Here is a 20,875-nt window from a genome sequence, read left to right as displayed (position 1 = left end):
TTGTGAAACGAACCGCCAAGGTCGATAGAAAGACGAAAGAGACTTCGATCAGTCTGGAGATCGATCTCGATGGAAAAGGGGACTCCCGAATCAAAACTCCGATCCCTTTCTTCAATCACATGCTCGAGCTCTTTGCCAAACATGGCCTCTTTAATCTGAAACTGACTGCCTTGGGGGATGTTGATGTCGATGATCACCACCTTGTCGAAGATGTCGGGATTTCACTCGGTGAAGCAATCAAAACCGCCCTCGGAAATAAAAAAGGGATCCGTCGCTATGGTTTCTTCACCCTCCCGATGGATGAAACCCTGACAACCGTCGCTGTCGATTTCCCGGGCCGACCGAGTCTCGTGTATCAAAGTCCCATCAAGAAAGGAAAGATTAAGACGTTCGATCTGGAATTAGTCGAACATTTTTTCGAGAGTTTTGTTTACGCAGCCGGTGCTAATCTCCATATTCAGGTACAACATGGAAGAATCAAACACCATATTGTCGAATCCATTTTCAAGGCGTTTGCGCGTGCGGTCGATATGGCAACTCAAATCGATCCTAGGGTAAAAGGAGTGCCATCAACAAAAGGGGTTTTGTGATCGCTATTATTGATTATGGAATGGGTAATCTCAGGAGCGTCAAGCGCGGATTCGATGCCGTCGCTGCTGAATCTGTCATCACTTCAGATGCAGGAGTCATTGCCCAGGCAGATCGTGTCGTTCTCCCAGGCGTCGGCGCCTTTGGCGATTGCATGAGGAATTTGAAAAAATATAAATTGATCAACCCGATCCTCGATGCGATCCAGTCAAAAAAACCTTTTCTGGGGATTTGTCTCGGATTCCAGCTTCTCTTTGAAGAGAGCGAAGAGTTTGGCCGTCACAAAGGACTTGGGATTCTCCCGGGACGCGTCGTCCACTTCAAACTCTCAAAAAAATACAAGGTCCCTCATATGGGGTGGAACAGGCTTCTCAAAAAAAGACGCCTCCCCCTGCTGGCCGATATCCAGGAAGGATCGTATGTCTACTTTGTGCATTCTTATTATGTCGTGCCGAAGGATCCGCAGATCATCGTGACAACGACTGATTATGGGAAGGAGTTCTGTTCCTCTGTCGCGAAGGACACTATCTTCGCCTGTCAATTCCATCCGGAAAAAAGCCAGAAGGTGGGACTCGATCTGCTGAAGGCGTTTGCGACCTTTACCCAGATCGCGCTAGTGTAATCTCTTTTTGGGATTGGTATTTCCCCTTCTTATCCTTGTAAGAGATGGCACAGGTTTCATCCGCCTCAATAAAGAGAACTTGGGCGATCCCCTCTCCCGCGTAGATTTTCGCAGGAAGCGGTGTGGTATTTGAGATGCCAATCGTCACATGTCCTTCCCATTCCGGTTCGAAAGGGGTCACATTCGCGATCACGCCACAACGGGCATATGTTGACTTGCCAAAGCAGATCGTCAGGACATTCCGGGGAATCCTGAAATATTCGAGGCTCTTTGCGAGGACAAAGGAGTTCGGCGGAATCACACAAACCTCTCCCTTGAGATCATAGAAGGCGTTTGGATCCATATTTTTTGGGTCGATCAGACCGGTTGCCTTGTTATTGAAGATCTTGAACTCATCAGAGACACGAATGTCGTATCCGTAGGAGGAAAGACCATACGAGATCACGTTTTTTGGAAGATTCCCATGCTCCGGCTTCTTGACTTGAGACTCCGCAAAAGGTTCGATCATCTTCGCCTCAAGCGCCATCTGTCGGATCCATTTGTCTGGCTTAATACCCATAAGTGTCTCCTTCATTTTGGAACGCCCGCTCCTATACGCCTTCTTCGAAACAGACTGCAACCCTTTTCGCTAAAAAAGGGTTGCCACTTCGGAGTGACCACGTTAGCAGAGGGAAAGATGCCCGAATGGTTCAGCATCCTCCCTCCTTTTTTTGCAATCCTTCTTTCTCTTATCACCCGACAGGTAGTTCTCTCCCTCTTTGCCGGCATCTGGTTAGGAAGTTTTTTTGTCTATCATTATAACCCGATCGTCTCTTTTCTAATGACTCTGGATCATTACGTCAAACCGGCTTTGGCCGATCCCGATCATGCTGCCATCCTGATTTTTACAATGATGCTCGGAGGAATGGCTGGTTTGATTACCAAAAATGGAGGAACGGCAGGACTGGTTAAAGTGGTAACACGTTTTGCAACGACGGCACAACGTGGTCAACTCGTCACCTATCTCCTCGGTATCCTGATCTTCTTTGACGATTACGCCAATACACTCATCGTGGGAAATACAATGCGTCCGATCACCGATCGACTCAAAATTTCACGGGAAAAATTATCGTTTCTTGTCGATGCAACATCCGCTCCTGTTGCCTGTCTATTCATTTCAACATGGGTCGGATTTGAGATCGGCGTTATTCGAGATTCCCTTCAAGGGACAGGATTTGCCCAGGATCCCTTTTCCATCTTCCTCTGGAGCATTCCGTATCGTTTCTATCCGATCTTCACGATCATTCTGATGGGGATCATGATCGCGCTCAATCGTGATATCGGAGGCATGGCCAAGGCAGAAATTCGTGCCCGAACAACAGGAAAGCTTCTCCGCGATGGTGCCGAGCCTGCCTCTGATTTGACAGAGTCAAAAGAGATCGCTGTCGCGCCCCATATCCCAAAGCGTTGGTACAACGCCTGTATCCCTGTTGGAGCTGTTATCGTGATCACCCTGATCGGTCTTTACATCACGGGGCTAAACACACTTACCCAGCAGGGAGGCGAAAGGACGCTTCGCAATATCCTCGCCAACTCCTCCTCCAGCGATGCCCTCTTCTGGTCATCGCTCTCCGGCTGCGCGATCGCCATTCTGCTCTCAATCGGACAACGAATCCTTACTTTGAAAGAGGCAATGGAGGCCTGGTTTGGCGGTATCCGATCAATGCTGCTCGCCTGTCTAATCCTTCTTCTCGCCTGGTCACTGGCCGGTGTGACCCAGGAGCTTAAAACCGCTGATTTCGTTGTCGGGGCCCTCACAGGCAAGATCTCTTATGGATGGCTCCCCTTCCTTATTTTTTTGCTCTCCTGTTTGATCAGTTTTGCCACCGGCACGAGCTGGGGAACAATGGCAGTGGTGATGCCTCTGACGACACCCCTGGCGTGGGCAATGGCACAATCAGCAGGTCTAAACCCCGTGGATGCCCAAAACTTTCTCTACTCTGCTGTCAGCTCGGTCCTCGCAGGTGCCGTTTTTGGCGATCATTGCTCACCCATTTCAGATACGACAGTCATGAGCTCAATGACCTCCGGCTGCGACCACATCGACCATGTCAGGACCCAGATGCCATATGCGGTCCTCGCAGGAGTCATCAGCATGATAGCACTGATTTCGGCAGGGCATGGAGCTTCTCCCTACCTTCTTGTCGGTATCGGAAGCATGGCCCTTTTCATGATTCTTCGTTTCTTCGGGAAGAAGGTAAATCACTCATAAAATACTCCCTCTTGATCTCTGAAATCCTCTCGCGTTCTCTTCGAAAAAGATCGGCAAGTTCCGGATCTTCGACAGGACGCGAGAGCCCCACCTCGATCTCTTTCATCTCTCGACGCCTCTCGGAGCGATATCCGTTGTCTGTCGAATAAAAATACCGCTGCGCAACAAAACGGTAGTATTGAGACCCTGATTCCCTCATCATATTGGGCATCTCAAAATAAAGAACGAGGGCAAGTCCAATCACATCATAGGCATAACCCGAAATATGCCCCTTCCCCTTTGAATTCAGATAAAGATAGGCGATCCGACCTGGCAACGGTGTGACAAAAGACCTCCAGAAGGTTGTTTTCAAGACCTCCTTATCGGAATATCCGATCATCACCTTGCGAATAACATTAACAAGACCACCGGTAATCCCTCCCAAAACTGTCAACACAACCAGACGGAGCAGGACACCTGGCTTGCCAAAAACACCCAACACCGGAATTTTCTTCAACCATGGGAACCACCTCACCGGGCTTGTCTTTCGAATGTCGATCGCCACTCCCAATTCCTTCGAAATCTTTTCCACCATCTTGAAGACCGGTGGCCCTGTCATTTGGGAAAGGGGGGCCAGGTAACCAGCCTGGGCCGCATCGGCAACGATCAGACTCGTATTGATCTCATTCCAACGCCAATGAGTTGGGTTGATGCAGCTCAGCACAGACCCATCCCCTCCCCGGGCACGACTGATACCAGCACACTCCATGATGACCCGAGTTGAGAGGAAATAAAACAGATAGAGTCCAAACCAGGCCATCGAACGCTGAAACGGAATATGGGTCTCTCTCAAGTGAACTTGCAATGCCCCACGGACTTGAGAACTAAATGGGGCCCGAACTAACTTCCCGAACAGCAAACCCCATCGGACATTCGCATCGACATAGGCACCGTTCGCTAGATGAAAAAGTCCATAACCGATTCCAAAAATCGCTACACCGGTAGCGATACGACCAACGGTACGAGGACGGTCACGCAAGCCATAATCAGAGTCATTGGCTGCCTTTTGATTGTAGTTGCCTTGGATATAATCGACAGGGTGACTCAGGAAATTAACTGCCTCGTCCGGAACCGTCAGGAAAGGCGGTATCAAAGGCATCGAAATCCCCCCTGTCGACCGAAACCATATTTGCAGAAAACAAGCAACGGCATTTTCGAGTTCAGATTAAACTTGCAGAATCACCAAAACCGATGCATCAAATCGGACGTGCTCATCGGTCTCACCGGGAAAAATGGATCGGGAAAAGGAGAAGTCGCCAACTTCCTGAAGATCTGCGGCCTCGAGTACCACTCCCTCTCCGACATGATTCGGGAATCACTCCAGAAAAAGCGGCAGAAGATCACACGAGAGAAACTGATCGCTGAAGGAACCCGTCTTAGAGAAAAACATGGGAGTGGTGCCCTCGCCGAAATGACACTTCAAAAACTCGAACCCGACCGAAACTATGTGATCGATTCGATCCGAAATCCCGAAGAGGTCAAGGTTCTCCGACGGCAGAAGAATTTTTTTCTCATCAATGTACGCGCCGATCGAAAGATCCGTTTTGAACGAATCAAGATGCGGGGACGTGAAAACGATCCCAAGACATTTCAACAATTTGTGGAGACAGAGGAAAGGGAATTCAAAAGCAAGAACCCTGCATCCCAACAATTGATTGCTACTGAAAAGTTGGCTGACATCAAACTCGAGAACAACGGCACGCTCGAGCAACTCCACGAGAAGATCCGAAAGACCCTCCTTAAATTATCAAAAAAAAAACTAAGGCCTGACTGGGATACCTACTTCATCGACATCGCCCGGATGGTTTCCCTCCGAAGCAACTGTATCAAACGACATGTCGCTGCGGTGGTCGTCAAAGACAGGAGAATTATCTCGACCGGCTATAATGGGACCCCGCGTGGTGTGAGGAATTGTAACGAGGGAGGCTGCCCTCGCTGCAATACCTTCGGTCCTTCGGGAAAAAATCTCGAGGAATGTTACTGCTCGCATGCCGAGGAGAACGCGATCACGCAATCGGCCTACCATGGGGTCAATATCAAAGGCGCGACCCTCTACACGACCTTTTCTCCCTGTCTGATCTGTACCAAGATGATCATCAACTCCGGCATCGCCGAGGTGGTCTACAACGCCCACTACCCTCTTGCCGATATCGCCACCGCCCTCCTGAGGGAGGCGAAGGTGAAGACGAGGCGATTCTAGACATCACTCCGCCACAGTTCTATCATTACCCCATGGCCCTCCCAGCACCTGAACTTCAACCGCTCGCTCGCGTACTTCAAAAGTACACAAAAGAGGGGGAACTCTACGAAAAACTGGAGGGAGGAAAACTCCGCTGTTTTTCCTGCGGGCATCGTTGCGTGATCCCCGAAGGAAAATGCGGGATCTGTCTCGTTCGATACAACGAGGGAGGGACACTTTATGTCCCACACGGGTATGTCGGCGCGCTCCAGCTCGATCCGGTCGAGAAGAAACCGTTCTTCCACGCCTACCCCGGCTCGCTCGCGATGAGCTTTGGGATGCTCGGGTGTGATTACCACTGCGGGTATTGTCAAAATTGGTTCACGAGCCAATCACTCCGAGATCCGAAGTCAACCGCCGAACCACGCGCGATTACCCCGACTGCTTTCGTGAAATTTTCAAAAGAGGCCGGGGCACGGATTGTCACGAGTACCTACAACGAGCCTCTCATCACGAGTGAGTGGGCAGTGGAGATCTTTAAGGTCGCCAAAAAAGAGGGACTGATCACCTCGTATGTCTCGAATGGAAACGGCACGCCGGAGGTCTTGGAATACATCAAACCGTGGGTCGATCTCTATAAAGTGGATCTCAAGGGGTTCCAGGATAAGCACTACCGCGAACTCGGCGGCGTCCTTTCGGTGGTACTCGATACGATAGGTCGACTCCATCAAATGGGCTTCTGGCTCGAGATCGTGACGCTGATCGTTCCTGGCTTTAATGATTCCGAAGAGGAACTCCGGGGGATCGCGAAATTTTTGTCTGGAATTTCAAAAGAGATCCCATGGCATGTAACCGCCTTTCACAAAGACTATAAGATGAAGGACCACGACAATACATCGATCGATCTCCTGACCCGGGCCTACGAGATCGGAAAGGAGGAAGGATTAAAGTTTGTCTATCCCGGCAATCGGCCAGGCGAGGTTGGGACGCGTGAGAACACCTATTGTCCGTCGTGCAACACACTCTTGATAGAACGTTTCGGATTTGAGGTCATCTCGTATCACCTGAAAAAGGGTGGATTGTGCCCAAAGTGTAATCTCAAAATTCCAGGGAGATGGGATTAAATCTTATTACAACTCACCCACCTGTTTGAGCTTCTCAATTATTTCTTCAAAAAGAATGTCTGGAAGGCGCTTTAACTGCTGCTGGAACCTTTTATTATCGATCGATCGAGATTGGTCGACCATCACATCGCATTCCTTTTCATTCCCGGCACATCCTTGAGGCAACCGAACGCGAAGCAAATTCTCCTCCGTGAGATGAGTCGTGCAAGGCAGGATCCATGTAGAAGGGTGATCGACCCCATTGAGAAGATCTGTCTGTATCACGATGACCGGTCGGGATTTCCCCGGTTCCGTTCCGAACCGCGGATTCAAATCGGCGAGATAAAGAAATCCCCTCTTAATCTTCATCGAGCCCTTCACCACTCAAGTGATCCAGTTCCTTTATTTCCTTTTGAGTCGACGAGCGGACCAAAAGAGAGGCCTCCCGAATCCTGCGGCGAAGGAGATCTCGATTAATCTTCTCCTTAAGCTCATTGAGGGCCCTTCGAATGACCTCCGTATTCGACTTGAGCCCCAACTCCTCTCGAAGCTTCGTGACAAGGGGGATCTCAGAGGCGGGGAGAGTAAAAGAGGATTTTTGAGCATGATGTTTCATGCTTTTATCATGCCTGACTTTCTCTATGGGTTCAATTAAAAAAAATGCGCAACTTAAATCCAGCCGCACCGACAACTGTGCTGTTCAGTTTTTCAAACTCTTTTAAGGAGAGACTTATGAATGCTCGAAATATCATCACTGCTGGGGTCGTGGTTTCTGCTGCCATTGTTGTAGCAGCCGTACTTGCGCGGGAGTGGAGAAAGAGTACTGCGATGCTTTACCCCCCGGAACTACCGCCATCTCCTCCTGAACCTCCCGTCCAACTGATCGGTGATACCCCCTATTACTGCTTCATGAGTGCCTATCTGGATGGGGATCGCCTGACGCAGAGGGAATTCACCGCGCTGGTTAGCAAATACCCGAAATCTTTTGCCTTATTTGAGGATCTCCGAGCAGCCTATAAGGATGATTTCGTCTCACCGGATGAGGCTGAGAAACTCAAAGGCAAAATGGAGATCGCTGATGAGGAGAAATTCACACCTCATCAAATGACATTTCCCTGGGTGACCCGTTGGGCCCCTAACATGTTTGTGGATCAGGAACTTTGGGATCTGGCTGTCCCAATCCTGCAGCAAGCCAGAGGTTTTGGATACTTGGACGCATTACCTAACTCTGCCCGAGATACCTTCGAACGTGAACTGTTTCGACGTGTTAACTTGGCTGCTGCAACGCAAAGTGTAATTCACAGGGATGACGGACTCGTAAAGAACCTGATGTCACATGTCGAAGGCTTGAGCCTCTTCTTCTCAAAAGATCCAGGTGATGTCGAGTTCTTGAGCCAGCTTCTCCCCTTCAAATACTATAGGGCGAGTGAAAACAATGGGCAGCCTTGGGCCGCCCTGCCCCAATTAGGATGCGAACTTCAGGAGGCGTTTGACAGGCTCGGCACTTCTTACCAGTACGCAACAGAAATGAAAAACCAGGTGACAGAAAACGCCGTCTTATACTGTGATCGGCCGGAATGAATTTTTTAGATATTAAACCGCCGGGAGTTTCAGTTCCTCTTGCCTCCCTGCCACGGCACTCTCTTTAAACCGCGAGACAGTAGGATCGGGCTAGCGATCTTCTGCAGCTGGAGCAGGATCCTGAATTTTTCCTCAACAGGAAGACGCGCCAACACCCTCCGTCTCTGCTGCTTTAACTGAAAGATTCTCTTGATCTGTCTATTTAATTTTCCCAATTGTCCACTCCCATTTCTTGATCAGTTTGTGTCGAGTCAAGATCTCCCGCAACCGATGTCTATCAAGCTTGACCTCTTCCCACAGTTTTCTGATCCTCTCCCTGTCTTTTGACCGATCGGTATCGATCATGATCGCCAAGAGGTGCTCCAAACGCGCGACTCTTGTCTGAACCCCTTGATACTTTTTTTCTACCGCTTCCCTGACCGCCTCATCCACCAAAGGATTATAGGACGGAATAAACTGAACGGGAATGCCTTTAATGATGACCTGTTCCTTGTTTGGCGTATAACCCTTGCGCCGCAAGGCGATGTAAAGAGGTCCCATATCAACGATGACCCTTTTCTTTTTCGTCGTTTCGGGTAGGAAAATAAAGACATCGAGATCATAGGTTAACGCAGGCTCAGCATAAAACAGGAGGGCAGTGGCACCTGCCAAGGCGTAACGCTCAATAACCCCCTCCAATTCCAGATTGTTGAGAACTGTAAGAACTTGCTCCATAAAAAATGACTGGTACTAAAGTGACGGGAGTTTCAGTTCCTCTTGCCTCCCCTGAAACTCCTTAATCTTCCTCGCGATTTCACGAAAACAGTCCGCCTGTTTTGACTTCGGCTCCTTCACAACAATCGGACTCCCCTCATCACCGGCAACGCGCGTCTCAACCTCAATCGGGATCGAACCCAAGAGGGGGAACCCCCAATCTTTGTATCGATCCTCCTTGCCACCGAAAATCCGCGACTCTTTTTTACAATGAGGACATTCGAAGGTACTCATATTTTCAATGACACCCAAGATCGGAACCTTCGTCATCTCGAACATCTTGATCGCGCGTCGCACATCCGCGAGTGCGACATCTTGTGGCGTCGTCACGACGACGGCACCGGTCATTGGAATCATCTGCGAGAGCGAAAGCTGCACATCCCCGGTCCCCGGCGGGAGATCGACGATCAGATAATCGAGCTCCCCCCAATCGACCTGTTCCAGAAACTGCTGCAACATCTTGGCCAGCATCGGACCACGCCAGATCACCGCATCCTTCGAGCCCATCAGAAACCCCATCGACATCAGCGGCATATCGTATCGCTTCAGGGGGATGATTCGGTTTCCGGAAGCAACGGTCGGCCTTTCCCCTTCCGGAATTCCAAACATAATCGGGATCGAAGGGCCGTAGATATCGGCATCGAGGAGACCGACCTTCGATTTTTCCCGCATCAAGGCGAGGGATAAATTCGCCGCGACGGTTGACTTGCCAACCCCCCCCTTACCACTCCCGATGGCGATGACCGATTTAACTCCTGGAAGTCGATTAGGCATAGGAAAGCTCGACGTTGATTCCGAAATCCATGTTCCTCCGCCTCGCCTCCTGAATCCACTTCGCATTCTCGGCACAGACGATCTGAAGGTCTTCCCTTTCGAGCTTCTGATTGACCTGATTCATGAAGCTTCGAAGAATCGATCGCCATTCCATAAAATCACGCGCGAGATCTCCCAAAGAGACCACCACAACAGGGGAACGAAGACGATAGAGCTTATCGATCAGGCGTGAAAAACCAGTCTCCAAGCGATCCTCAGAAAGTTCCGTGATCGGCCCCAAACCAAAAAGGAGGATCTCATCAGTAGCCAATCTCCCGGCCGCCGGCATGATCATCGATTCCGCAAACCCCCCCGAGAGCCGACCCTGAAGAATCAGCTCCGAGAGCCGGCCGTTCAGTCGCCAGTCAATAAGCCCGGTAGAGCCCCGCAACGGTCGCGAGTCCTCAAAAAAAGTCGCTAACGCCACGCGGCCAGGGACTTCATCAAGAGGAGCCGAAGAAAGTACCAATTGAATCATCGAGGATCCTTTCTCACATCTTTCGCGATATTATCAAGAATTCCATTAATAAAAGCGCCGGAATTCTCTGTCCCAAACCTCTTGGCAATTTCAATCGCCTCATCAATCGCCACAGAGGTCGGCACATCATTGAGGTAAGAGAGCTCGTAGACCCCCAAACGTAAAATATTACGATCGACAGCCGACATCCGTGCGATCTTCCAGTGGGAGGAATGTTTCTCAATCAATTCATCGATCTCCCGACGGTTCCGGTAGGTCCCTTCGACAAGCTCATAAGAAAATTTCTTGGCCTCTTCAGGATATTCCTCGGATTCTGCGAAGCGATCGATCACCACTTTTGGTCCGACATCCTGCATCTCCATCTGATAAAGAAGCTGAAGGGCGAGTTCCCTCGCCTTGCGTCTCTGTCCCATATTAAACTCTCCATTTCTTTTTCTTTAATGAAGCCATCTCAATCGCGACTAAAGCCGCCTCTTCTCCCTTGTTACCGACTTTCCCTCCAGCACGTTCCAATGCCTGTCTTAAATTATCGGTCGTCAGGACACCAAAGGCAATTGGAATCTCCTCTTCCAATATGACACTCATCACGCCAGAGGTCATCCCTTCCGAAATATACTCAAAATGAGGCGTCTCACCACGAATCACACACCCCAAGGCGATCAGCGCGGAATATTTTTTCTTTCGAGCAAGACCTCTCAGGGCATAGGGAATTTCGAAGGCGCCTGGAACTGTCAGGAGATCCACCTCCTTCGCCCCATACTTCGAGAGAGTTTTTCTCGCTCCAGCAAGGAGTTCATCGGTCACCAAAGAATTGTAGCGACTCAGCACAATCCCAAATCGTAGTCCCTTTGCAGAAAGGGGTGGTCTTTTTTTGTCACGAAAGGCAACCAAAGGATACCTATACCTTGTTAAGTAAATGCCCCAACTTGTCCCGCTTGGTGCGAAGATACTTGATGTTCTCGTTCTCCGGTTCGATCTCGATCGGAATCCGTTCGATCACTTGCAGATTGAACCCCTCCAGACCAACAATCTTCCGCGGGTTGTTGGTCATGAGCCGCATCTTCTTCAAACCAAGTGCCGATAAAATCTGAGCGCCAATTCCATAGTCACGCAGATCCGGTTTAAATCCCAGTTTCTCATTCGCCTCGACCGTATCCAACCCCTTGTCCTGGAGGGCATAGGCACGGATCTTGTTTAAAAGACCAATCCCCCTTCCCTCCTGACGGATATAGAGAAAAACGCCTCTCCCCTCAGCCGCAATCATCTGAAGCGCGCCATGCATCTGCCGACCACAATCACACCGTTTCGAGGCGAAGGTGTCCCCCGTCAGGCATTGAGAGTGCACCCGAACAAGGGTTGGTTTGTCGGAAGAAATCTCCCCCATGACCAAGGCGACATGCGTCAAGTCATCCACCTCATTTTCAAAAGCGATCATGCGGAAATGTCCGTATTCTGTTGGAAGATCGGCCTCCTCGACCTGCCGGATCAGGGTCTCATGCTGCATCCGGTAACTGATAAGATCGGCGATCGTAACAATCAGCAGACCATGTTCCTTTGAAAATTTTTCCAGATCCGGCATTCGGGCCATCGAGCCATCCTCGTTCATAATCTCGCAAATCACACCTGCCGGTTGACAACCGGCGAGTCGGGCCAGATCGACCGACCCTTCCGTCTGACCACTCCTGACAAGCACGCCACCTTTTTTCGCGCGAAGGGGGAAGACATGGCCCGGGCGGGAAAAATCAGACGGTTTGGTCTCTTCTCGAATCGCCTTGAGGATCGTCTTGGCCCTGTCAGCGGCAGAGATCCCTGTCGTTACCCCCTCGCGTGCATCGATCGAAACGGTAAATCCAGTGCCAAAAGGGGAGGTGTTGTCCATCACCATTGGTGAGAGACTCAGTTGCTCACATTTTCCCGGCATCAGAGAGAGACAGATAAGACCACGCCCATGCCTGGCCATAAAATTGATCGCCTCAGGGGTCACCTTCTCCGCAGCCATCGCAAGATCCCCCTCATTCTCGCGATCTTCATCATCGACAAGGATCACCATCCGCCCCTGACGAATCGCCTCGAGGGCTACCTCAATCCTTCCCTTTACACCTTGAAGTGAAGAGACCTTTTTTTCTCTTTTTTCACTCATCTTTGTCCCACGAATTTCTCTATGTATTTCCCAACCATGTCAACTTCCAAGTTCACCCGATCCCCTCTCCTTCTCTCTCCCAACGTCGTCACTTTTAGCGTATGTGGAATAATAAAAAGACTGAAGCGATCTTTCTTCAGTCCATTGATCGTCATGCTCACACCATCGATAGCAATCGAACCTTTCGGAATCAGATAACGACAGAGACTCCGAGGAAGTCCAATCTCAAACGTTGCGCCTTTGCCATTTTTCTGGATCGATAAAACCGTTCCAACTCCATCGATATGCCCTTGAACCAGATGCCCTCCCAATCGATCGATCGGTCGGAGTGGGCGTTCGAGATTAACCGCATCCCCTTCCTTTAATGTTCCAAGGTTGGTAATACGTAACGTTTCTAAAGAAAGATCGGCCTCAATCTTTTTCCCTTTCTTATGAGCTACCGTGAGACAGCAGCCGTTTACGGCAACGCTATCCCCCCTCTTCAAAGAAGAAGAAAAAGGAGAGGAAATTTCCAATTTCCCCTTCCCTTTGGAGCCGCGAAGCTGATGGACTCTTCCCTTGCCTTCGACAATTCCTGAAAACATAGATGACTTCTAGGGTAGCGGGCTAGGAGGGTACCGTCAAGTTAGTAGGTAATCGCAATATTCCCCGGCTTACACCCCTCCGAACAATCGATCGTCTGTGGTTGGGCATAAGTTGGGAAACCGAGGCAGATTGAATCCTCAGAGGTGCAAATTTTCTTGTCGTTATTCCCATCAACACCGGCAACAATCTGGTATTTTCCAGCGGGAACCATCATGTAGAAGTTGTAATTGGCCTCAAAACTGGTCTTTACATAGAACCTCTGGTCCGTATCGACATTGACGGCGAAGATATAGACATCACCAAAGTTGGCTTTGTTTTGAAAACCGGAGTTGCCACTCAAAAGGTCAGAGGCCCTGCGAATCAGGTTGTCGACCTCCGTCGCACCGGCAAGACTGAACGATTCGACCTTCATCGCAATATCGACTTCCTGACGACCTCCGTTGGTCTTCACAACCACCTTCCCAAAGTATTCTCCCTGCCCTACCTTGGACCGATCGACATGAATCTGCAGGGCCCATGGGGCGGTGCCGGTCGGATCTATCAGCTTCTTCTTCTGGACTGTCAGCCACTCTCCTCCATCATCGGTTATCGTCGGATACTCCAAGAGTTCCAAGGCCCCACCACCGGAATTGTAAAGAATCACGGTTGCATTCTCACCATAGATCCCGAAATCAAGCTCCTTCACCGAGGTTGTCAACTTCGGGGCCCCCTGAGGAGTCAATCCCAGGGCGGAAAACAGGGCGCCACGCGGATTGATCAATCCATAACCTTGTTTATCATCCTGCCCCTCGGCGGCATCTCCCAAATAAACGGCGGTATCAGCAATAATATTAGCGGCATCCGCGTATGAAAGAGTCGGTTTGTAAGAAAAGAGCAGGCTGGCGAGTCCTGAGACATGGGCAGCAGATTGAGAGGTCCCCATCAGATCCCAATAACCATCTGCGGCGAGTGGATGCACGGCGCTCAAGACACCTTGAGAAGAAGATCCTCCAGGGGCAACAACCCACTGCCGCGGACCATAATTCGAATATGAGGCGGCGAAGGCACCGCTCCCCGCTACGGCACCAATGCTCAAAACCTTGTAATGGGCTGCAGGATAAAATTGACAGTTTGGATTCGGGACAAAACGTTGTGTGGCATCATCAAAACAATAACCCGGTCCCAAATGATCATTCCCGGCCGCAGCAACAAAGAGAGGCGGTTTTCTGTTAGGATCATTGTTCTGGAGACAATCATTGATCGCATCGAGCATCACCTCGGCATCATCCACCGACATCGCAAGCCCCAAGCTTAAATTAATTACATCCGCCACAGGTCGATCAGGACCGGTCGTCCCCCGCCTGTATTTGTAGATACAGGTCGTCTCATCGATATAGTTCCCATCGTCACCGGGGATAATTTGCTTCTTTCCGCTCGCATCAAGCTCGAAATTCCCTGAGGCGTCTCTTTTATAAGTAAAATCGCAATCTGCAATATTTGGCAGACGACAGGCGTAGAGAATCGCTTGGGCGATATCATAGGTCGTCCCGTTACCGTTTCGCCCGACAGCGCGGATCGGGAGGATGTCTACATTCTGATTCATCCCGGCGATCCCAACGCCATTATCTCGAGCGGCAGCAATAATCGCCGCCAGGTGGGTCCCATGCCAACTGCTGATCGTATCAGGGATCCTCGGGTCTTCCTTAAATCTTTCATCCCCCTCATCCGTCGGATCGGGATCGGGTCCGTCACCATCGAGTGAAAAATTATCATCGATCATCTCGCCGGTTTCGGTGTTCTCAATCTCTTGAGTGACAAAATCATACCCCCAGACTCGCCCTTCAGAACGCAGGATCTTTCTCTCGAATTCAGGGTGATTCGAGACAATTCCGGTATCAATAACCGCTACCGTTACTTTTTCGGAAGAAGGAGCCGGGAACTCATCGATCTGATCCTCGAAGACAGTTAACATATTAAGCATCTTCAGATTCCATTGATCAGCCCACTTCGGGTCATTCGGTGCCGCTGCCGGTTTGACAATCACATTGTAAGTACAGGTATTCCCTTCCTGACGGCATTTCGCCATCGCATCTCTTTCGACCTTCTGAACATCCTTCTCATGACCTCTAAAATGTTTTACCCTCTCGCCTAATTGATTAGATTGAACCGATAAGGCAGAAATTTTGGGGAGATCCAATTTGATCTTTTTCCATCCGGTCCCTTGATTGGAAGATCGCACCGAGAGCGCTTGTGTCGAGGAGCGACCGCTCTTCACAATAATCTCGCCGGGGATATGGGGAGGAACAATAGAAGAGACGGTGACAAATTCATCAGCAGAAAGTTGCGTTAATTGGATTTGACCCGAGAGCGTCGGCCCTTGGGTACCGACCTTGACATAAACCTCTTTCTCGATCGTGAGACGCTCCGGAGGGGTCATATTCAGGGCATATTGCAGTGAAAGCGGACCTAACTTGGCCAACCCAAAATCGAGCTTGTTTTCATTAATAGCAAAGGTACCGCTATCGACCGCTACCTTCTCACCGGTAGGACGAACCGCATCAATAGCAATATTATGAACCTCAGCGGTATTTTCGAAGCGAAGGACAATAATCTCCCCATCCGCATTGGGGGTCTCGGCAAACCACTGACCGGCAAGTTGGTCATAAACAGGATTTAAAGAGGTAGATCCCTCCGCCCCATTGCCCCCCCCTTTCCCACACCCAAAGATCGGGTGGAAAAGATAAAGCGCCAGAACGAATATAAGGAGTCTCTTCATCATCAGATCTAAGATATAGCAAACAGGGTGCCATAAACCGGTCGGGGAGTTTAAATGTAACTATATAATATTACTTGAGAATTAATGGGGCCCCTAAAAAAGGCCTGGATCAGTTGGGGGGTTTAAACCTCAGGTTGGGGGTTGATCTCGATCAAGAGATCGGACCCTATTTTTTGACTTTTGAATCCCTGAATTTTGGAAAAGAGCTGACCAAGAGGTGCCGAAATTCCATCCCTCAAGATTCTGGGTGAAAGAAGGAGGATGACCCTATCCACAAGTTTCTCCCTCAAAAAAGAACCCCAAATTTCAGCCCCTCCTTCAACAAGGAGTGAGACAATCCCTCTCTCCGCCAATTTTTTGAGAAGGTCCTTCAGATCGACGCGCCCCTTTTTGGCCGTCACCACAATCGTCTCCCCCGGCATCCGAAAAACACGAGCCTTCGGTGACAACTTAAGTTTCGAATCCAGAACAATCCGTATCGGATTTTTTCCCTTCTTCCCCTCAAGTCGTGTCGTCAGACGTGGGTTGTCATTGAGGACAGTCCCACGCCCGACCAGGATTGCATCCACTTCATTCCTCAACTGATGACCAAATTGGATCGCCTCTCTACCGCTGATCCTTACCTGCCGATCTCTCCTCCCCACCTTCCCATCCAGTGTCATCGCCATTTTCAGAATAACAAAGGGACGTCTTTGACTGCGATGCACAAGGTACGCCTCATTCAGTTCCTCGCACTCCTTTTGAAGAACACCGGTACGCACCTTGATGCCAGCCTTCCGAAGAATACGAAGCCCTCTTCCGGAAACCTTCGGATCCGGGTCTTTCATCCCGACAATCACCTCTCGAATTCCACTCCGGATGATCGCATCGGTACAGGGGGGTGTTCGACCCAGATGACAACAGGGTTCGAGATTGACGTAAAGTGTGGCGCCCTTCAGTTTTGCCCCGTGCAAACGAATCGCCTCGATCTCGGCATGAGGAAAACCAGCTTTTTTGTGAAAACCGGTCGCCAGAACTTTACTCTTTTTTACAATCACACACCCGACTGCGGGATTGGGTGAGGTTCGACCTAAACCTCGCCTTGCAAGAGCAAGGGCCATTGACATGAATTCTTTGTCGCGCTTTAACGACGTCATGACGGTACCGATCTGGACACCTTCTGTCGAACGAGTCAAGTCTTCGAACATGAGCCGTTACCAGAACTGGCTCAAAAAAGAAAAAGGTCTCTCTTTCTCTTCTTATGAGGAACTTCATCGCTGGTCCGTGAGCCAAATTCCCGACTTTTGGGAATCGATCTGGAAGTTTTCTGATGTCAAGTTTTCAAAACCTTACGACCGGGTGATGGGTGAGCCGAAGATGCCCGGGACTAGGTGGTTTGAGGGAACTCGGCTCAACTTCGCCGAAAATCTCTTGCGTTACCGCGATCAGAAGATCGCCCTCCTCTCCTATGGAGAGGGGAAAGCACCGAGGCAGATTACCTACGAACAGCTTTATCAAGAGGTCGCCAAGGTCTCTGCCTCTCTCAAAAAAATCGGGATCAAACCGGGTGATCGCATCGTCGGTTACCTTCCGAACATTCCCGAAACCGTTATCGCGATGCTGGCCACAACAAGCCTCGGTGCTGTCTGGTCCTCCTGCTCCCCTGATTTTGGTGTGCAAGGGGTCCTGGACCGATTCGGTCAGATCGAACCAAAGGCGCTCTTTACGGTGGATGGCTATTTTTACAATGGGAAACAGCATTCCATCCTCGATCGTCTTCAGGAAATCGTAAAAAATCTGCCGACACTTAAGAAGGTAGTGATCGTTCCATACGCTGATCCCAATACCGATTGTAGGGGCGTATCGCGATACGCCCCTACAGAGAAATGGACAGATTTTCTCACTACTGAACCTGTCTCAGAAATCCCTTTCGCCCAACTCCCCTTCGATCACCCGCTCTACATCATGTACTCGTCAGGAACAACCGGCGCACCGAAGTGCATTGTCCATGGCATCGGCGGGACACTCCTTCAGCATCTGAAAGAACTTGTCCTTCACTCCGACCTAAAACGTGAGGATCGGATCTTCTTCTTCACCACCTGCGGCTGGATGATGTGGAACTGGCTCGTGAGCTCACTCGCTGTTGGCGCCACTGTGGTCCTTTATGAGGGAAGCCCCTCATTCCCAAATCTGAACATCCTCTGGGAGATCGCCTCGAGGGAAAAGGTCACCCATTTCGGCACCAGCCCAAAATTTCTGGCCGCCTGTGAAAAGGGTGGTATATCACCTGGACAAAGTAGGGGCGGTGTCACCCCGCCCCTACAAAACCTGCGAACGATCCTCTCCACCGGCTCGCCACTTTCTGTCGAAAACTTCAAATGGGTTTATCGAAATATCAAATCGGATCTGCATCTCGCGTCGATCTCGGGAGGAACTGACATCATCGGCTGCTTCATGCTCGGCAATCCGAATCTGCCGGTTTATCCCGGTGAGATCCAATGCCGTGGCCTCGGGATGAGGGTCGAATGTTGGGATGAAAGCGGAAAACCGGTCGTCGGTCAGCAGGGAGAACTCGTCTGCACAGCACCGTTCCCTTCAATGCCAATTTATTTCTGGAAGGATCCCGAGGGGAAAAAATATCACGACGCCTACTTCGACGTTTATCCGAACGTCTGGCGCCATGGGGATTTTATTGAAATCACATCACACGGTGGGATCATTATCTATGGTCGGTCGGATGCAACGCTCAACCCGGGCGGTGTCCGAATCGGAACGGCCGAGATCTACCGTCAGGTGGAATCGATCCCTGAGGTGGTCGATAGCCTTGTCGTTGGTCAACGATGGGAGAATGATGTCCGCGTGATTCTCTTTGTCGTCTTAAAAAAAGAACTCACGCTCAATGAGCCACTGATTAGAAAAATCAGAGAAACGATCCGAGCCGGCACGACACCACGCCATGTCCCGTCCAAAATTATTCAGGTGAATGAAATCCCTTATACCGTGAGCGGCAAGAAGGTGGAACTCGCGGTCACACGTCTGATCCACAACGAACCAGTAAAGAACCAAAACGCCCTCGCGAATCCGGATTCACTCCGTCAATTTGAAAATCTCCGAGAGCTCCAGAAGGGATAAGTATCGTGAATAAAAACATGTTACTGATCGGTGGCCCTCTTCTTGTGATTCTTGAATAGGCCGAAACTCCTTTTTGAATCAAATGCTGTCTAATTCTTCTTCTTCAACAATCCCTGCAACTCATCCATAAACTCATTCAGGTCCTTGAATTGTCGGTAGACCGAGGCGAAGCGGACATAGGCGACCTGATCAAGTTTATGGAGTTCCCGCATCACACGCTCACCGATCTCCGAGGAAGAAATCTCTTTTTCACCCAACTCCTGAATCTCACGCTCAATCTGATCGACGATTTTTTCGATCGTCTCCGTCGCCACCGGTCTCTTCTCGCACGCCTTATGGATCCCGGAGAGGACCTTGTTCCGATCGTACGGGGCCCTTCGCCCATCCTTCTTCACGATCACCGGCATCAGCTCTTCGACCCGCTCATAGGTGGTAAATCGCTTCTGACACGATTCGCACTCCCGCCGACGGCGGATCATCTCCCCCTCCTTCGCAAGCCGGGAGTCGATGACGCTGGTTTCGGAATGGTTACAGAAGGGGCATTTCATTAAAGGTAGAAGGGGAAACTTTTACACAACCCTCGCACACTCTCCAGGACCTCTTTCTTTTTTCTCTCGTTCTGCACATCCGACAGGACCGTATGGATCCAATCGCCGATCAATTCCATCTCTTTCTCTTTCATTCCACGCGTTGTGATTGCGGGTGTCCCCAAACGAATCCCCCCGGCAACGAGTGGTGGTTGGTCATCGAAGGGGACGGCATTTTTATTGAGCGTAATTCCTGACTCATCCAGCGCCTCCTGACAAACCTTCCCTGTCAATCCCCTCTCCCGAACATCGACCAACATGAGGTGATTATCGGTCCCCCCCGAAATGATCTTGTAGCCATACTTCACGAGTCGTGCCGCCAAGACCTGGGCATTTCGGATCACCTGTCGGGCATAGTCTTCAAAAGAGGGTTGCAAATTCTCCAGGAAACCGACCGCCTTCGCCGCAATGATATGCATAAGCGGCCCACCCTGGATCCCCGGGATCACCATCGTATCGATCAATTCGCTCATCATCTTCTTGCGTCCGGACTTTGGGGCGACCTGACCAAACGGGTTCTCATAATCCTTCCCGATCAAAATGAGCCCCCCTCGAATCCCCCTGAGCGTCTTATGGGTTGTCGAGGTCACCACATGACAATAGGGGATCGGGTCGTTCAGGAGTCCCTTCGCGATCAGGCCAGCCGGATGAGCAATATCAGCGAAGAGAAAGGCACCAATGGAATCGGCAATTTCACGAAATTTTTTGTAATCGATATTTCTGGAATAGGCCGAGGCCCCCACCGTAATCATCTTCGGTCGTTCCTTTTTTACCATCTCGGCACACTGATCGTAGTCAATAAAACCGGTCTGCGGATCAACCCCGTACGAAACAAAATTGTAAAGCTGGCCGGAGAAATTAACCGATGACCCGTGAGTTAGATGTCCCCCATGCTGAAGGTTCATCCCCATCACCTTATCTCCCGGTTTCAGGAAGGAGAAGTAGACCGCCATGTTCGCCTGAGAACCGGAGTGGGGCTGGACATTCGCATAGTCGGCACGAAAGAGTTTCTTCACACGGTCGCGGGCGAGGTTCTCTACCTCATCGACCACCTGACAGCCACCGTAGTATCGTTTCCCCGGATACCCTTCGGCATACTTTGTCGTCAGAACAGACCCCGCTGCCTCGAGGATCGGGCGAGAGACATAATTTTCGGAAGGAATCAGTTCCAGTTGGGACTCGAGACGCTCTGTTTCCCGCTCAATCAGACGGGCGATCTCAGGGTCGCTCTTTGAGAGGTTTGGCATGCGGCGGGGGTAACACAGCAACGTTCTCTGGACAATAAAAAAT

22 protein-coding genes are annotated in these 20,875 nt (G+C 50.4%); 7 read left to right on the top strand and 15 right to left on the bottom strand.

Going from position 1 to position 20,875, the window contains the following annotated elements:
- Nucleotides 1–2: 2 nt before the first annotated feature.
- Entirely contained in the window at nucleotides 3–590 is a 588-nt protein-coding gene (gene hisB, locus HYT76_03340) for an imidazoleglycerol-phosphate dehydratase HisB (GenBank protein ID MBI2082582.1), read from the top strand.
- Nucleotides 587–1,210 carry an imidazole glycerol phosphate synthase subunit HisH gene (hisH, locus tag HYT76_03335; protein MBI2082581.1) on the top strand — a complete coding sequence of 208 codons (624 nt, stop codon included), beginning with the start codon at nucleotides 587–589 and terminating at the stop codon, nucleotides 1,208–1,210. Before hisB ends, hisH begins: the two co-directional genes overlap by 4 nt.
- Here the strand turns inward: hisH and HYT76_03330 are convergent.
- The gene (locus HYT76_03330; GenBank protein ID MBI2082580.1) at nucleotides 1,188–1,769 is read right to left on the bottom strand and encodes a dCTP deaminase; all 582 of its coding nucleotides are present in this window, start codon (nucleotides 1,767–1,769) and stop codon (nucleotides 1,188–1,190) included. The two genes, hisH and HYT76_03330, sit on opposite strands and share 23 nt — an antisense overlap.
- A gap of 117 nt (nucleotides 1,770–1,886) precedes the next feature.
- Here HYT76_03330 and HYT76_03325 point away from each other — a divergent pair, with 117 nt between their 5' ends.
- Nucleotides 1,887–3,461, top strand: a complete 1,575-nt coding sequence (locus HYT76_03325; GenBank protein MBI2082579.1) for a Na+/H+ antiporter NhaC family protein — start codon at nucleotides 1,887–1,889, stop codon at nucleotides 3,459–3,461.
- Here the strand turns inward: HYT76_03325 and HYT76_03320 are convergent.
- Entirely contained in the window at nucleotides 3,418–4,599 is a 1,182-nt protein-coding gene (locus tag HYT76_03320) for a hypothetical protein (protein MBI2082578.1), read from the bottom strand. The genes HYT76_03325 and HYT76_03320 overlap by 44 nt on opposite strands.
- Nucleotides 4,600–5,058: 459 nt before the next feature.
- On the opposite strand from HYT76_03320, the gene HYT76_03315 reads away from it, so the two are divergent.
- Both HYT76_03315 and amrS read left to right on the top strand, forming a co-directional pair.
- A complete protein-coding gene (locus tag HYT76_03315) occupies nucleotides 5,059–5,700 on the top strand; it encodes a hypothetical protein (GenBank protein ID MBI2082577.1) in 642 nt (213 codons plus the stop codon).
- Nucleotides 5,701–5,732: 32 nt separating this feature from the next.
- Nucleotides 5,733–6,803, top strand: a complete 1,071-nt coding sequence (amrS, locus tag HYT76_03310) for an AmmeMemoRadiSam system radical SAM enzyme (GenBank protein MBI2082576.1) — start codon at nucleotides 5,733–5,735, stop codon at nucleotides 6,801–6,803.
- A gap of 6 nt (nucleotides 6,804–6,809) precedes the next feature.
- Here amrS and HYT76_03305 read toward each other — a convergent pair whose 3' ends face one another.
- Nucleotides 6,810–7,151, bottom strand: coding sequence for a type II toxin-antitoxin system PemK/MazF family toxin (locus tag HYT76_03305; GenBank protein ID MBI2082575.1), 342 nt, complete (start codon nucleotides 7,149–7,151; stop codon nucleotides 6,810–6,812).
- On the bottom strand, nucleotides 7,141–7,398 hold the full coding sequence (locus tag HYT76_03300; protein ID MBI2082574.1) for a ribbon-helix-helix protein, CopG family: 258 nt from the start codon (nucleotides 7,396–7,398) through the stop codon (nucleotides 7,141–7,143). Before HYT76_03300 ends, HYT76_03305 begins: the two co-directional genes overlap by 11 nt.
- A gap of 116 nt (nucleotides 7,399–7,514) precedes the next feature.
- Between HYT76_03300 and HYT76_03295 the strand changes: the two genes are divergently transcribed.
- Nucleotides 7,515–8,363, top strand: a complete 849-nt coding sequence (locus tag HYT76_03295; GenBank protein MBI2082573.1) for a hypothetical protein — start codon at nucleotides 7,515–7,517, stop codon at nucleotides 8,361–8,363.
- 198 nt (nucleotides 8,364–8,561) lie between these two features.
- Here the strand turns inward: HYT76_03295 and HYT76_03290 are convergent, their stop codons facing one another.
- The 9 genes from HYT76_03290 to ribD form a co-directional block, all read right to left on the bottom strand.
- Complete coding sequence (locus tag HYT76_03290) at nucleotides 8,562–9,077, bottom strand: hypothetical protein (GenBank protein ID MBI2082572.1); 516 nt, start codon at nucleotides 9,075–9,077, stop codon at nucleotides 8,562–8,564.
- A gap of 15 nt (nucleotides 9,078–9,092) precedes the next feature.
- On the bottom strand, nucleotides 9,093–9,890 hold the full coding sequence (locus HYT76_03285; GenBank protein MBI2082571.1) for an Mrp/NBP35 family ATP-binding protein: 798 nt from the start codon (nucleotides 9,888–9,890) through the stop codon (nucleotides 9,093–9,095).
- Nucleotides 9,883–10,407 carry a hypothetical protein gene (locus tag HYT76_03280; protein ID MBI2082570.1) on the bottom strand — a complete coding sequence of 175 codons (525 nt, stop codon included), beginning with the start codon at nucleotides 10,405–10,407 and terminating at the stop codon, nucleotides 9,883–9,885. The genes HYT76_03285 and HYT76_03280 overlap by 8 nt, the downstream gene beginning before the upstream one ends.
- On the bottom strand, nucleotides 10,404–10,820 hold the full coding sequence (nusB, locus tag HYT76_03275) for a transcription antitermination factor NusB (GenBank protein ID MBI2082569.1): 417 nt from the start codon (nucleotides 10,818–10,820) through the stop codon (nucleotides 10,404–10,406). The genes HYT76_03280 and nusB overlap by 4 nt, the downstream gene beginning before the upstream one ends.
- A 1-nt stretch (nucleotide 10,821) precedes the next feature.
- Nucleotides 10,822–11,298, bottom strand: coding sequence for a 6,7-dimethyl-8-ribityllumazine synthase (locus HYT76_03270; protein MBI2082568.1), 477 nt, complete (start codon nucleotides 11,296–11,298; stop codon nucleotides 10,822–10,824).
- Between the two features lie 7 nt (nucleotides 11,299–11,305).
- Nucleotides 11,306–12,547: a bifunctional 3,4-dihydroxy-2-butanone-4-phosphate synthase/GTP cyclohydrolase II gene (locus tag HYT76_03265; GenBank protein MBI2082567.1), complete on the bottom strand. Its 1,242-nt coding sequence runs from the start codon at nucleotides 12,545–12,547 to the stop codon at nucleotides 11,306–11,308.
- The gene (locus tag HYT76_03260) at nucleotides 12,544–13,131 is read right to left on the bottom strand and encodes a riboflavin synthase (protein MBI2082566.1); all 588 of its coding nucleotides are present in this window, start codon (nucleotides 13,129–13,131) and stop codon (nucleotides 12,544–12,546) included. The genes HYT76_03265 and HYT76_03260 overlap by 4 nt, the downstream gene beginning before the upstream one ends.
- Before the next feature lie 41 nt (nucleotides 13,132–13,172).
- The gene (locus HYT76_03255) at nucleotides 13,173–15,887 is read right to left on the bottom strand and encodes a S8 family serine peptidase (GenBank protein ID MBI2082565.1); all 2,715 of its coding nucleotides are present in this window, start codon (nucleotides 15,885–15,887) and stop codon (nucleotides 13,173–13,175) included.
- Between the two features lie 122 nt (nucleotides 15,888–16,009).
- A complete protein-coding gene (gene ribD / locus HYT76_03250) occupies nucleotides 16,010–17,023 on the bottom strand; it encodes a bifunctional diaminohydroxyphosphoribosylaminopyrimidine deaminase/5-amino-6-(5-phosphoribosylamino)uracil reductase RibD (GenBank protein MBI2082564.1) in 1,014 nt (337 codons plus the stop codon).
- Between ribD and HYT76_03245 the strand changes: the two genes are divergently transcribed.
- Entirely contained in the window at nucleotides 17,022–18,998 is a 1,977-nt protein-coding gene (locus tag HYT76_03245; GenBank protein MBI2082563.1) for an acetoacetate--CoA ligase, read from the top strand. The genes ribD and HYT76_03245 overlap by 2 nt on opposite strands.
- Before the next feature lie 89 nt (nucleotides 18,999–19,087).
- On the opposite strand, the gene nrdR is transcribed toward HYT76_03245, so the two are convergent.
- Both nrdR and HYT76_03235 read right to left on the bottom strand, forming a co-directional pair.
- On the bottom strand, nucleotides 19,088–19,546 hold the full coding sequence (gene nrdR / locus HYT76_03240; GenBank protein MBI2082562.1) for a transcriptional repressor NrdR: 459 nt from the start codon (nucleotides 19,544–19,546) through the stop codon (nucleotides 19,088–19,090).
- Nucleotides 19,546–20,832 (bottom strand): serine hydroxymethyltransferase, encoded by a 1,287-nt coding sequence (locus HYT76_03235; protein MBI2082561.1) that lies wholly within the window; start codon nucleotides 20,830–20,832, stop codon nucleotides 19,546–19,548. The genes nrdR and HYT76_03235 overlap by 1 nt, the downstream gene beginning before the upstream one ends.
- Nucleotides 20,833–20,875 lie beyond the last annotated feature (43 nt).

The organism is Deltaproteobacteria bacterium, from assembly GCA_016180845.1.
Classification (GTDB): Bacteria; UBA10199; UBA10199; order JACPAL01; family JACPAL01; genus JACPAK01.
This window is presented reverse-complemented; position numbering and strand designations above follow the sequence as displayed.

What these genes read in the sequence shown, in the direction of transcription:
- HYT76_03330 (MBI2082580.1), bottom strand. Translation starts at nt 1,769, where the DNA reads ATGGGTATTAAGCCAGACAAATGGATCCGACAGATGGCGCTTGAGGCG.
- HYT76_03325 (MBI2082579.1), top strand. Translation starts at nt 1,887, where the DNA reads ATGCCCGAATGGTTCAGCATCCTCCCTCCTTTTTTTGCAATCCTTCTT.
- HYT76_03320 (MBI2082578.1), bottom strand. Translation starts at nt 4,599, where the DNA reads ATGCCTTTGATACCGCCTTTCCTGACGGTTCCGGACGAGGCAGTTAAT.
- HYT76_03315 (MBI2082577.1), top strand. Translation starts at nt 5,059, where the DNA reads ATGCGGGGACGTGAAAACGATCCCAAGACATTTCAACAATTTGTGGAG.
- amrS (MBI2082576.1), top strand. Translation starts at nt 5,733, where the DNA reads ATGGCCCTCCCAGCACCTGAACTTCAACCGCTCGCTCGCGTACTTCAA.
- HYT76_03305 (MBI2082575.1), bottom strand. Translation starts at nt 7,151, where the DNA reads ATGAAGATTAAGAGGGGATTTCTTTATCTCGCCGATTTGAATCCGCGG.
- HYT76_03300 (MBI2082574.1), bottom strand. Translation starts at nt 7,398, where the DNA reads ATGAAACATCATGCTCAAAAATCCTCTTTTACTCTCCCCGCCTCTGAG.
- HYT76_03295 (MBI2082573.1), top strand. Translation starts at nt 7,515, where the DNA reads ATGAATGCTCGAAATATCATCACTGCTGGGGTCGTGGTTTCTGCTGCC.
- HYT76_03290 (MBI2082572.1), bottom strand. Translation starts at nt 9,077, where the DNA reads ATGGAGCAAGTTCTTACAGTTCTCAACAATCTGGAATTGGAGGGGGTT.
- HYT76_03285 (MBI2082571.1), bottom strand. Translation starts at nt 9,890, where the DNA reads ATGCCTAATCGACTTCCAGGAGTTAAATCGGTCATCGCCATCGGGAGT.
- HYT76_03280 (MBI2082570.1), bottom strand. Translation starts at nt 10,407, where the DNA reads ATGATTCAATTGGTACTTTCTTCGGCTCCTCTTGATGAAGTCCCTGGC.
- nusB (MBI2082569.1), bottom strand. Translation starts at nt 10,820, where the DNA reads ATGGGACAGAGACGCAAGGCGAGGGAACTCGCCCTTCAGCTTCTTTAT.
- HYT76_03265 (MBI2082567.1), bottom strand. Translation starts at nt 12,547, where the DNA reads ATGAGTGAAAAAAGAGAAAAAAAGGTCTCTTCACTTCAAGGTGTAAAG.
- HYT76_03260 (MBI2082566.1), bottom strand. Translation starts at nt 13,131, where the DNA reads ATGTTTTCAGGAATTGTCGAAGGCAAGGGAAGAGTCCATCAGCTTCGC.
- HYT76_03255 (MBI2082565.1), bottom strand. Translation starts at nt 15,887, where the DNA reads ATGAAGAGACTCCTTATATTCGTTCTGGCGCTTTATCTTTTCCACCCG.
- HYT76_03245 (MBI2082563.1), top strand. Translation starts at nt 17,022, where the DNA reads ATGACGGTACCGATCTGGACACCTTCTGTCGAACGAGTCAAGTCTTCG.
- ribD (MBI2082564.1), bottom strand. Translation starts at nt 17,023, where the DNA reads ATGACGTCGTTAAAGCGCGACAAAGAATTCATGTCAATGGCCCTTGCT.
- nrdR (MBI2082562.1), bottom strand. Translation starts at nt 19,546, where the DNA reads ATGAAATGCCCCTTCTGTAACCATTCCGAAACCAGCGTCATCGACTCC.
- HYT76_03235 (MBI2082561.1), bottom strand. Translation starts at nt 20,832, where the DNA reads ATGCCAAACCTCTCAAAGAGCGACCCTGAGATCGCCCGTCTGATTGAG.